Genomic DNA, 11,872 nt, shown 5'->3' with positions numbered 1-11,872 from the left:
TTGTGCGACAGTCGTCAGATTCAGCAGCGGTCGGCAGGCAATCTGCGCTTGCGGTGCTAAGGTGCATGCCGTAAACCACGCTGATCCAGGGAGGGTCACGTCATGACATGCCGCATCATCATAGCCGACGATCACCCGTTGTTTCGCGAAGCCATGCGGCGCACCGTGCAGCGCCTGTTGCCCGAGGCGACTATCGAGGAGGCCGGCGACCTCGACGCCGTGCTGGCCTTGCTGCCCGACGGCAGCGAGCCGGACACGCTGATTCTCGACCTGCGCTTCCCCGGCCTGACCTGCATCAGCCAACTCGCCGAGCTGCGCCGAAAACTGCCACGCACCACATTGATCGTGGTGTCGATGGTCGACGACGAGGCGTTGATCGGCGAAGTAATGGCGGCCGGCATCGACGGTTTCATCGGCAAGAACATCGCCCCGGATGAAATCGGCCAGGCCATTCTGGCGATCCGCGAAGGTGAAGTGCTGGTCAGGTTCGCCCCTTCCGGGCTGCTGCCGCTGGAGACCGGCACCGCCCTCACCCCGCGTCAGCAGGATGTGTTGCGGCTGATCGCCCAAGGCAAGACCAACAAGGAGATCGCCCGGGAGCTGGATATTTCGCCGTTCACCGTGCGCATCCATGTGTCGTCGTTGTTGCGCACGCTCAATGTGCCGTCGCGGGCAGCCGCTGCGGTGAAGTATTCGGGAGGCAGCGGCGCAATTTAAATGAACCCTGCGCGCTTGGGCTCACCTAACTGAAAGACCATCAGGAGGTAGCCCATGCAAATTGAACCCGTCTGGATCGTACTCGCCGTCGTTCTTGTGATCGTTGAATTGTGGGCGATCAACAGGGTGCGCAAGAGCGCAGGCAAAGGCAGCAATAAAGGCGTGTGGATTATCGCCATCGTGTTCGTGCCGTTGTTTGGCCTGATTGCCTGGGCACTGGCCGGCCCGAAACACGTTACGCAGGATTGAGAAAATCCCCCTGTAGGAGCTGCCGCAGGCTGCGATCTTTTGACTTTCAAGATCAAAAGATCGCAGCCTGCGGCAGCTCCTACAGGGAATGCAGCGTTTACGGATCAACTTGTGCCATCAACTCCGGCACCGATTCCGGCCGTTTCGCGTAACGCTGCGCCAGCACTGCGCAGACCATCAATTGAATCTGATGGAACAGCATCAGCGGCAGGATCAACACGCCAATCGTGCTGCCGGCAAACAACACCTGCGCCATCGGCACGCCAGTGGCCAGACTCTTCTTCGAACCGCAGAACAAAATGGTGATGCGGTCTTCCTGGCTGAAACCGAACGCCTTGCCCAGCAAGGTCGACGCCAGCAACACCAGCGCCAGCAAGATGCAGCAAACCACCACCAGCCCCAACAGATCGACCAGCGGAATCTGATGCCAGATACCTTCATTGACCGCCTCGCTGAACGCGCCGTACACCACCAGCAGAATCGAACCCTGATCGACAAACTTCAGCCAGTTTTTGTTGCGCCCCACCCATGCGCCGATCCAGCGCCGAGCGATCTGCCCGGCAATGAACGGCAGCAGCAGTTGCACGCTGATCTTCAGAATCGCATCGACGGTCGAACCGCCGTCACCGTGCACGTTCAGCAGCAGCGTCACCAGCAACGGCGTGAGGAAGATCCCGAACAGACTCGATGCCGCCGCACTGCAGATCGCCGCCGGAATATTGCCCCGGGCCAGCGAGGTGAAAGCAATCGCCGACTGCACGGTGGCCGGCAACGCGCAAAGGTAGAGCATGCCCATGTACAGCTTGTCGCCGATCAGCGGTGACAGCAGCGGTTTCAACGCCAGACCGAGGAGCGGGAACAGCACAAAGGTCAGGCCGAACACCAACAGGTGCAGGCGCCAGTGGCCGGCACCGGCGATGATCGATTCGCGTGACAGTTTTGCGCCGTGGAGAAAAAACAGCAGCGCGATGGCGATGTTGGTCAGCCAGCCGAACCCGACCGCCACCTGCCCGCTGGCCGGCAGAAAACTGGCCAGCAGCACGACGCCGATCAGGGTCAGGGTGAAGTTGTCGGGCAGGAATCTTGGTCGGGTCATGGGTCTGTTCATCCGGGGGTTGCCAGTACGTGACTGCGACTCTAACGTGAGCAGAAATTACCGACTAACGCCGAAGAGCCAACAGATGCCGCCTAAAGGACATGAGAAAAGCTTCCGGCGCAGCATTCCCGGGTTGCCCAGCCTGCCCCGTCCGCTATACGGGCGCACCGAGTCGCTGCCCAATCGCGCGCTGACCCGGCGTCACAGTCACCCGTGGGTGCAATTGTCATACGCGATTCAGGGCGTGCTTGAGGTGCAGACCAGCGCCGGGCGTTTCGTCGCGCCACCGGAGCGCGCGGTGTGGATTCCGGCGGGCGTGCCGCATCGCGTGTTCAGCTCGCCGCACACTGAAATGCGCAGCCTGTACATCGATTGCAGCGTGGCCGGCTGGGCGCTTGAGCGCTGTCATGTGCTGGGCGTCAGCTACCTGCTGCGCGAGCTGATTCGCGCCTTCAGTCGGGTGCCGGTGGAATACGACGAGAGCGGCGCGCATGGCCGGTTGGCCCAAGTGATCCTTGATCAACTGGCCGAGGCGCCGCAGATTGACCTGATGCTGCCGCTGCCGCAGGACAACCGTCTGCGGCAGATCTATCAAAGTCTGGAGCAACATCCGGAACAGCAGACCACACTGCAGCATTGGAGCGAGAAGTTCGGCGTCACCGAAAAAACCCTCAGCCGCCTGTTTTTACGCGACACCGGCCTGACCTTCCGCGCCTGGCGTCAGCGCTTGCGTCTGTTGGGCGCACTGACCCCGCTGGAACGCGGCGAACGCGTCACCGACGTGGCTCTGGCCTGCGGTTATGACTCGACGTCGGCGTTCATCGCGGCGTTCCGTCAGCAGTTCGGCGAGACGCCGGGGGAATTTTTTCGCTGACTTTTGTCGATATTTATCGAATTAGCACATGCCAATCGACAAAGTTCAGGGTACAGTTTCGCCCATACGGAATTCTTTACGCGTTATGACCATAACCCTGATGACCCACCCCTTTAGCGAACCTGTCGGCGGTAACAGCATGATCGAAGTCACTGAAGTCTCCATTGCTCAATTACGCGCGGCGCTCGACGCCGGCCAGACCACCGCGGTTGAACTGGTGCAGGCCTATCTGGCCCGGATCGACGCCTACGACGGCCCGCACACCGCCACCGCACTGAATGCGGTGGTGGTGCGCAATCCTGAAGCGCTGGCCGAAGCCCAGGCGTCCGACGCGCGCCGGGCCAAGGGCGAAACCCTCGGCCCCCTCGACGGCATCCCTTACACCGCCAAGGACAGCTATCTGGTCAAGGGTCTGACCGCCGCCTCCGGCAGCCCGGCCTTCGCCGATCTGGTGGCGTATCGCGACGCCTTCACCATCGAACGCCTGCGCGGCGCCGGGGCGATCTGTCTGGGCAAGACCAACATGCCGCCGATGGCCAATGGCGGCATGCAGCGTGGCGTCTATGGCCGGGCCGAGAGCCCGTACAACGCCGCCTACCTGACCGCGCCGTTTGCCTCTGGCTCGTCCAACGGCGCCGGCACCGCCACCGCTGCGAGTTTCTCGGCCTTCGGCCTGGCGGAAGAAACCTGGTCGAGCGGTCGCGGCCCGGCGTCGAACAATGGTTTGTGCGCCTACACGCCGTCGCGCGGAGTGATTTCGGTACGCGGCAACTGGCCGCTGACGCCGACCATGGACGTGGTGGTGCCGTACGCACGGACCATGGCCGATCTGCTTGAAGTGCTCGACGTGGTCGTCGCGGAAGACCCCGACACCCGTGGCGACCTGTGGCGCCTGCAGCCCTGGGTGCCGATCCCGAGCGTCGCCTCGGTGCGCCCGGCGTCCTACGCCGAACTGGCAGTGAAACCCGCGGCACTGGCCGGCAAACGCCTCGGTGTGCCGAAGATGTACATCAATGCCGACCCTGAAGCCGGCACCAGCGAAGCGCCGGGCATCGGCGGCCCGACCGGGCAACGCATCAACACCCGCCCTTCGGTGATCGACCTGTGGAAACAGGCCCGCGCGGCTCTGGAGGCGGCCGGCGCCGAAGTCATCGAAGTGGATTTCCCGCTGGTCTCCAACTGCGAAGGCGACCGTCCGGGCGCGCCGACCGTGTTCAATCGCGGCATCGTTTCCAAGGAGTTCCTGCACCACGAACTGTGGGACCTGTCGGCCTGGGCCTTCGACGATTTCCTGCGCGCCAACGGCGATCCGAAGCTCAATCGCCTGGCCGATGTCGACGGGCCGAAAATCTTCCCGCACGACCCGGGCACCCTGCCCAACCGTGAAGGCGATCTGGCTGCCGGCATGGACGAATACGTGCGCATGGCCGAGCGCGGCATTACCCCGTGGGACCAGATCCCGACCCTGCCGGACGGCCTGCGCGGCCTGGAAAAGACCCGCAAGCTCGATCTGGAAGACTGGATGGACACGCTGAAACTCGACGCGGTGCTGTTCCCGACCAACGCTGACGTTGGCCCGGCAGATGCCGATATCAATCCGGAATCAGCGGACATCGCCTGGAGCAACGGCATCTGGGTCGCCAATGGCAATCTGGCGATCCGGCACCTCGGCGTACCGACCGTCACTGTGCCAATGGGGATCATGGCCGACATCGGTATGCCGGTCGGCCTGACCTTCGCCGGTCGCGCCTACGATGACTCGAATCTGCTGCGCCTGGCCTCGGCGTTTGAGGCGACGGGTTCGAAGCGTCAGGTGCCGCCGCGCACTCCGGCGCTGACTGCCGGCAAGTAATCAGAACGGCGGGGTTGAGACCGCAAAAGGTCTCAATTCCCGTCGTCACTATTCCCCCTCCCTGATCGCGACACTTCGCTTTTCCCGAACTATTGCTCAGAAATAAGCGATTTTTCTTGCAACCAAACTCGCCGCTAGCATGGCCCTGCCTGACCCTAATTCAATAAAAGCCAGGGAGCCCGCCATGCCAACGACCAACATCAATATCGGCGAACCGTGGATGTGGGGCGCGTTTATCGTCTTCGTCCTCGCCATGCTTGCACTGGACCTGTTCGTTTTTGGCGGACGCAAGGCACACCGCGTTTCAGTGCGGGAAGCGTCCTGTTGGGTGATCGCCTGGTGTGCGCTGGCGTTGGCTTTCGCCGGGTTGCTCTGGTGGTATCTGCACGGCGAGTTCGGCGCCGACATTGCCCAGCGCAAGACCCTGGAATTCCTCACCGGTTATCTGATCGAGCAGTCGCTGTCGATCGACAACATGTTCGTTTTCGTGATGATCTTCAGCTACTTCGCCGTGCCACCGGAACTGCAACGCCGGGTGCTGCTGTACGGCGTACTCGGGGCGATCGTGATGCGCGCGGCAATGATCTTCGCCGGGGTGTGGCTGGTGTCGCAGTTCGAGTGGCTGTTGTATGCCTTCGGGGTGTTCTTGATCATCACCGGGATCAAGATGCTGATGTTCGCCGAGCAACAACCTGATCTCGACAAAAACCCGCTGCTACGCTGGGTGCGCGGGCACATGCGAATCACGCAGGGCTTTCATGGCGAGCGCTTTTTCGTGCTGCAGAACGGCGTGCGCTGGGCCACGCCGATGTTCCTGGTGCTGGTGCTGATCGAGGCCAGCGACCTGATGTTTGCGGTCGATAGCATCCCGGCGATCTTCGCAGTCACCACCGATCCGTTCATTGTGTTCACCTCGAACATCTTCGCGATCATGGGACTGCGCGCGCTGTACTTCCTGCTGGCAGACATGGCCGACCGCTTTCATTTGCTCAAATACGGACTGGCGATCGTGCTGGTGTTCATCGGCGGCAAGATGACGTTGATGCCGTGGTTTCACATGCCGGTGGAATGGTCGCTGGCGGTGGTCGGAGGGGTGATTCTGGGGTCAGTGGTGTTGAGCCTGATCGTCACCCGCAAGGAAAACCAAACACAATCCCTGTAGGCGCTGCCGCAGGCTGCGATCTTTTGGCGTTGTCTCCTGGAAAAACAAGATCAAAAGATCGCAGCCTGCGGCAGCTCCTACAGGGGTGTGGTTACTTGTCGGACTTGATGCTGGTCCACACCCGGGTGCGTACGCGTTCGAGTTTTTGCGGCAGGGGCTGGACGACGTAGAGGGTTTTCAGGGCTTCAGGCGTTGGCGTCAGGTTCGGATTGCCGGTGATGTCTTTGTTCACCAGCGGCATCGAGTCTTTGTTCACGTTCGGGTAGCCGAGGAAGTCGCTGATCGGCGCAATGACTTTTGGATCGAGCAAGGTGTTGAGGAATTCATGCGCCTCTTCGACATTCTTCGCGCTCTTCGGAATGGCGAACGTGTCGAACCAGATCGGCGCGCCCTCCTTCGGCAAACGCCAGTCGACCACCACACCGTTGCCCGCTTCTTTCGCACGGTTGCCGAACTGATAGAAGCTGCCGGAGTAACCGATGGCCACGCAGATGTCGCCGTTGGCGATGTCGGTCATGTACTTGGCCGAGTTGAAATAAGTCACGTACGGACGAATCTTCAGCATCAGGTCCTTGGCCTTTTCATAGTCGGCCGGGTTCTGGCTGTTCGGGTCGAGGCCGAGGTAATGCAGGGCCAGCGGCAGAATTTCCGAGGGCGAATCGAGCATCGCCACGCCGCAGGATTTGAGCTTCTCCATGTTCTCCGGCTTGAACACCAGATCCCAGCTGTCGACCGGCGCGTTGTCGCCGAGCGCGGCCTTGACCTTGGCCGGGTTGAAACCGATCAGTACCGTGCCGTACATGTAGGGCACGCCGTACTGATTGCCAGGGTCATTGGCGTCGAGCAGTTTGAGCAGCGCCGGATCCTGATGACTCCAGTTCGGCAGTTTTGACTTGTCGAGTTTCTGGAACACACCGGCCTTGATCTGGGTGTCGATGAACTGGTTCGACGGCACCACCAGGTCGTAACCGGAGTTGCCGGTGAGCAACTTGGCCTCCAGCGATTCGTTGGTGTCGAAGGTGTCCCAGGTCACTTTGATGCCGGTCTTTGCCGCGAAATCCTTGGGCACCGACGGCAGGATGTAATCCGCCCAGTTGTAGACCCGCAGCTCGCGCTGCTCGGCGTGTACCGCGCTGGCCAGCAGCGTCAGCCCACAGACGGTGGCACCCAGAATGCGTTTCATCGTGACCATGGTTGTTTCCCCGGAATGCGACGTGAGATCGATGGTTTTTATGTTCTGTACACGGCAGCGGCTGTAAAAGTAGCCAAGGGCAAGCAAAGTCCAGCGTTTTATTGTGGCTTTGATTCTTGCCGACCGCGGGGTCGCGGCACAGTGGGTGATGGGCCAAAAGGGGATCGAAATGGCCAATTTGAATGACCACTGGAATGCGGAAGCTGGACGGGGGATCACTTGTGGTGAGGGGATTCATCCCCGATGGGGCGCGAAGCGGCCCCCTTTACATCTCAAAGGGGCCCGCACTCGCTGATTTCACGACTGCTTCGCAGCCGATCGGGGATAAATCCCCTCGCCACGTTGCTTCTGCGTCTGCCCCCGTGTGGCGAGGCAGTAATACAGCGGCACCGTCACCACCAGACCAAACAGCCACGACAGATCTGCACCGTCGACCAGATTGGCGTACGGCCCGACGTACAGCGACGTATTGGCGAACGGCAGTTGCACAATGATCCCGATGAAGTAGGCAATGATCGCGTGCAGATTGAAGCGCCCGTAAATGCCGCCGTCCGCGCGGAAAATCGAGCTGATGTCATAGTTGCCGCGCTTGATCAGGTAGAAGTCGATCAGGTTGATCGACGCCCACGGCACCAGCACCAACAGCAACGCCAGAATCAGCCCGATGAACTGCGAAATGAAATCCGCCGAGGCACCCAGCGCTACCACGCAGCAAGCCGCCAGCACCACGCTCGACAACACCACGCGCACCTTGATGCTCGGCGTCCACTGACTGGCGAACGTCTGGATCGAGGTGATGATCGACAGCACCGCGCCGTACAGATTCAGCGCGTTGTGGCTAATGATATTGAGCAGGAACAACACCATCAGAATCGGCCCCAGCCAACCGGTGGACTGCTTGACCGCCGCCATCGCCTCGGTGCCTTCCGGCGTCGCCAGAACCGCCACCGCGCCGAAGCTGAACGACAGAATCGTGCCCAGCGTCGCGCCCAGATAAGTGGCCCAGAACGGTTTGGCGATACCGATATCCGCCGGCAGGTAACGCGAATAGTCAGACACGTACGGCGAGAAACTGATCTGCCAGATGATCCCCAGCGACACCGTTGCCAGCCAGCCCGACAGGTTGAAGCTGCCGCGCGTCAGGAAGTCCGCCGGCAAGTCGTGGGCGAAGATGTAGAGGAAGCCGGCGAGCAGCGCGCTGCCCATCACCCAGGTGCCGATGCGGTTCAGCGTGTGGATGAAGTTGTAACCGATCACGCCAATCGCCGTGGCCGCCAGTGCGCCGATCAGAATGCTCAGCGGCGCTGGTACCGACGGCGCAATGCCGACAATCGATTTACCGGCCAGCACGATGTTGGAAATGAAGAAGCCGATGTAGATCAGCGCTGCAAAAAACACGATCAACAATGCGCCGTAACGCCCGAACTGACCGCGACTCTGGACCATTTGCGGAATGCCCATGCGCGGGCCTTGTGCCGACGCCAGCGCGATCACCACGCCGCCGATCAAGTGCCCCAGCGCAATCGCCATCAGCCCCCAGAGCAAATCGAGATGGAACACCTGAACCACCATGGCGCCGGTGACGATGGGCAGTGGCGCGATGTTGGTGCTGAACCATAAGGTGAAAAGGTCGCGGGCCTTCCCGTGGCGTTCCGCGAGTGGGACATAGTCGACCGTGTGATTCTCGATCAACGGATCTTGCCGGGACATCTGGGACATATGCATGAACTCGAGTTTGTCTGTTCTTATCTTTGTATGAAGCCAAACCGGGGGGACTCTGGGTCGCCCCTCAGATGCAGACCATATTATGGTATTCCAAACATTTCACAAGACTGATCCGTAGTTTACGGCGCTAGCTGATCCGCCATCCTCACTGATACTGCGGCCTGCAGGCCAGCCAGAAGCCCAATAAATGCTGAGTTTCCGACGAAAGCACCACGTTTATCGGTTCAGCCTAAAAGCCCTTGCAAAGAAAAAATACTGGTATACCATCAGACCAACAAATACATAAAAATCGCGTCACAACACCCGAGGACCGTCCAATGATCGATGCTGCCATCTACAAACAAGTCATGGGCTCGTTTCCGTCCGGCGTCACTGTCATCACCACGCTGGACGATGACGGCCAGATCGTCGGCCTCACCGCCAGCGCCTTCAGTTCACTGTCGATGGACCCGGCGCTGGTGCTGTTCTGCCCCAACTACAGCTCCGACTCCTACCCCGTACTGATCAAGAACAAGCGCTTTGCGATCCACGTCCTGTCCGGTGGCCAACAGAGCGAAGCCTATGCCTTTGCCCGTAAAGGCAAAGACAAGGCGCAAGGCATCGAGTGGACATTAAGCGAGCTGGGCAACCCGATCCTGGCCAATGCGACGGCTATCATCGAGTGTGAGTTGTGGCGTGAATACGAAGGTGGTGACCACGCGATCATGGTCGGGGCAGTGAAGAATCTGATCGTCCCGGAGCAACACACCGGGCCGCTGGTGTACTGCCACGGCAAGATGGGCGCCCTGCCCGTTCTGGCCTGATCGAAGAACAACTGTGGGAGCGAGCTTGCTCGCGAAAGCGTCTTGCCAGTCGCCATAGATGCTGGTTTACACCGCCTTTCGCGAGCAAGCTCGCTCCCACAGGTAGCCTCAACAATAAAAGATCCGAGGATGCGTCATGAAATTTTCCCTGTTCATCCACATGGAACGCTGGGACGAAAGCGTCAGCCACCGCCAACTCTTCGAAGACCTGACCGAACTGACCCTGATGGCCGAGGCCGGAGGTTTCAGCACCGTGTGGATCGGCGAACACCACGCGATGGAATACACCATCTCGCCCAGTCCGATGCCGCTGCTGGCCTACCTCGCCGCCAAAACCACCACCATTCACCTCGGCGCCGGCACCATCATCGCGCCGTTCTGGCACCCGCTGCGGGTCGCTGGTGAATGCGCGCTGCTCGACGTCATCAGCAACGGACGCATGGAAGTCGGCCTGGCCCGTGGCGCCTATCAGGTCGAATTCGATCGCATGGCCGGCGGCATGCCCGCCTCCAGCGGCGGCCAGGCCCTGCGCGAAATGGTCCCGGTAGTCCGCGCCCTGTGGCAAGGCGACTACGCCCACGACGGCGACATCTGGAAATTCCCCACCTCCACCAGCGTGCCGAAGCCGATTCAGAAGCCCAACCCACCGATGTGGATCGCCGCCCGCGACCCCGACTCGCACAACTTCGCCGTGGCCAACGGCTGCAACGTGATGGTCACGCCACTGATGAAAGGCGACGAAGAAGTCGTCGACCTGAAGAACAAATTCCAGACCGCACTGGACAACAACCCCGACGTCCCACGTCCGCAATTGATGGTGCTGCGTCACACCCACGTGCACTCGGCGGACGATCCGGACGGCTGGAAAGTCGGCGCCAAAGCGATCTCACGTTTTTACCGCACGTTTGATGCGTGGTTCGGCAACAAGGAAACGCCGGTCAATGGCTTCCTCGCTCCGAGCCCGGAAGAGAAGTTTGCCGGGCGGCCGGAGTTTGAACTGGAGAGCCTGCACAAGACGGCGATGATTGGTACGCCGGAAGAGATCATTCCGCGGATCAAGTATTACCAGGAACTGGGGGTGGATGAGTTCAGTTTCTGGTGTGACAACAGCTTGCCGCATGAAGAGAAGAAGAAGTCGCTGGAGTTGTTTATCAGGGATGTGGTGCCGGCGTTTCGCTGAGCTGACTTGTAAAAAACCGGGCATTAGCCCGGTTTTTTTTAGGTGTCTCCGAAACAGTTCGAATATCAAAGGAAATTTTGCAATCAACAATTCAATACTGGTAATCCGCAAAGAAAAATATCACATACAAAAAGAACGCAAAACTTGCCAATACCGCCCGCCCGGCGGGGTCAGCACCCCTGCCCAATCCACCGGGTGCAATGGCAACCGTTGCCCCTCTTAAATAGTTATAAACACCTTGAGCAAACCATAACTGAACAGAAAGTATCGTAAAAAAACGCCCCCAACTGCCATTGAACTGAAAGTAGCCATTGAGTAGTGCTGCGAGCAATAGCCCCACTCCCACCCAATCACGGTATTTGAATAGCCAGCTGATTTTTGATTTACTTGTTATAGGCATCGACAGTTCTTTTAACGATATGATCCCAAACGTCCTGCGCACCCGAAAAGTTGGGTTAACGGGGGGGGGGGCTGGGCTAATGTGGTTAACGGGGACAGACCACATTTTCCGAGTGCTTTCCAACCGTGATCTGTCCCCATTTATTATTCCAATTACTCTTCTTAAACATGATCTGTCCCCACTTACCCCCTGCTCGCTCGATAGCGCTTGCATCATTAAGCTTGCGCTAATGAATACAATCTTTTCCTCTCCTCAACAACATCCAATCGATCGAACTCCCTAACAAAGCTCTCTACCTCAGAATCTAAATTACAATTAAACTTCCACAATGCTGTAGCGCCAACATTCTGAACGAACTCCAATCCATCCAAGACCTCTCCTGACTCCTCAAATCTTAACACTTTCATCTTACCCATCAGTTTTTCAAGCAAATCAAGTACATACCCCTTACATTCTAAAGAGAAGAGCTGCTCGTACATTGCAGGCTCGTTGCGTAAAAGATCTTCTGAAAAAGTCAATTCCCCATCAATATAATTTATGCAGAATTCTAAAGCAGAAAGCCGCCTTCCCTTCTGATGCACAAACAGAAAATAAACAATACGCATGGTGATTTCGCACATTA

Annotated in this window: 12 protein-coding genes; 7 read left to right on the top strand and 5 right to left on the bottom strand. The window is 59.1% G+C overall.

Features of this window, described 5'->3' with window-relative positions:
• Positions 1-102 precede the first annotated feature (102 nt).
• Both AC193Q_RS04230 and AC193Q_RS04225 read left to right on the top strand, forming a co-directional pair.
• On the top strand, positions 103-717 hold the full coding sequence (locus tag AC193Q_RS04230; protein ID WP_483879185.1) for a LuxR C-terminal-related transcriptional regulator: 615 nt from the start codon (positions 103-105) through the stop codon (positions 715-717).
• A 54-nt stretch (positions 718-771) separates the two neighbouring features.
• Positions 772-966 carry a PLD nuclease N-terminal domain-containing protein gene (locus AC193Q_RS04225; protein ID WP_027613057.1) on the top strand — a complete coding sequence of 65 codons (195 nt, stop codon included), beginning with the start codon at positions 772-774 and terminating at the stop codon, positions 964-966.
• Positions 967-1,063: 97 nt separating this feature from the next.
• On the opposite strand, the gene AC193Q_RS04220 is transcribed toward AC193Q_RS04225, so the two are convergent.
• Complete coding sequence (locus AC193Q_RS04220) at positions 1,064-2,062, bottom strand: bile acid:sodium symporter family protein (RefSeq protein ID WP_041062602.1); 999 nt, start codon at positions 2,060-2,062, stop codon at positions 1,064-1,066.
• 85 nt (positions 2,063-2,147) lie between these two features.
• Between AC193Q_RS04220 and AC193Q_RS04215 the strand changes: the two genes are divergently transcribed.
• From AC193Q_RS04215 to AC193Q_RS04205, 3 genes are all read left to right on the top strand, one after another.
• Complete coding sequence (locus AC193Q_RS04215) at positions 2,148-2,936, top strand: AraC family transcriptional regulator (protein WP_483879184.1); 789 nt, start codon at positions 2,148-2,150, stop codon at positions 2,934-2,936.
• A gap of 139 nt (positions 2,937-3,075) precedes the next feature.
• Positions 3,076-4,788 carry an amidase gene (locus AC193Q_RS04210; protein ID WP_196302434.1) on the top strand — a complete coding sequence of 571 codons (1,713 nt, stop codon included), beginning with the start codon at positions 3,076-3,078 and terminating at the stop codon, positions 4,786-4,788.
• Between the two features lie 184 nt (positions 4,789-4,972).
• On the top strand, positions 4,973-5,950 hold the full coding sequence (locus AC193Q_RS04205) for a TerC/Alx family metal homeostasis membrane protein (protein ID WP_476284393.1): 978 nt from the start codon (positions 4,973-4,975) through the stop codon (positions 5,948-5,950).
• 91 nt (positions 5,951-6,041) lie between these two features.
• On the opposite strand, the gene AC193Q_RS04200 is transcribed toward AC193Q_RS04205, so the two are convergent.
• Together AC193Q_RS04200 and AC193Q_RS04195 are read right to left on the bottom strand one after the other, a co-directional pair.
• Positions 6,042-7,142, bottom strand: a complete 1,101-nt coding sequence (locus AC193Q_RS04200; RefSeq protein WP_047598364.1) for a polyamine ABC transporter substrate-binding protein — start codon at positions 7,140-7,142, stop codon at positions 6,042-6,044.
• A gap of 297 nt (positions 7,143-7,439) precedes the next feature.
• Entirely contained in the window at positions 7,440-8,861 is a 1,422-nt protein-coding gene (locus AC193Q_RS04195; RefSeq protein ID WP_182401526.1) for a purine-cytosine permease family protein, read from the bottom strand.
• Positions 8,862-9,184: 323 nt separating this feature from the next.
• On the opposite strand from AC193Q_RS04195, the gene AC193Q_RS04190 reads away from it, so the two are divergent.
• A complete protein-coding gene (locus tag AC193Q_RS04190) occupies positions 9,185-9,670 on the top strand; it encodes a flavin reductase family protein (RefSeq protein ID WP_003225754.1) in 486 nt (161 codons plus the stop codon).
• Positions 9,671-9,806: 136 nt separating this feature from the next.
• A complete protein-coding gene (locus AC193Q_RS04185) occupies positions 9,807-10,850 on the top strand; it encodes an LLM class flavin-dependent oxidoreductase (protein ID WP_401275410.1) in 1,044 nt (347 codons plus the stop codon).
• A gap of 91 nt (positions 10,851-10,941) precedes the next feature.
• On the opposite strand, the gene AC193Q_RS04180 is transcribed toward AC193Q_RS04185, so the two are convergent.
• Together AC193Q_RS04180 and AC193Q_RS04175 are read right to left on the bottom strand one after the other, a co-directional pair.
• Positions 10,942-11,250, bottom strand: coding sequence for a hypothetical protein (locus tag AC193Q_RS04180; protein WP_483879183.1), 309 nt, complete (start codon positions 11,248-11,250; stop codon positions 10,942-10,944).
• Between the two features lie 215 nt (positions 11,251-11,465).
• Positions 11,466-11,870, bottom strand: coding sequence for a hypothetical protein (locus AC193Q_RS04175; protein WP_483879182.1), 405 nt, complete (start codon positions 11,868-11,870; stop codon positions 11,466-11,468).
• Positions 11,871-11,872: the final 2 nt, after the last annotated feature.

Source organism: Pseudomonas sp. F2 (assembly GCF_057174385.1).
This window is presented reverse-complemented; position numbering and strand designations above follow the sequence as displayed.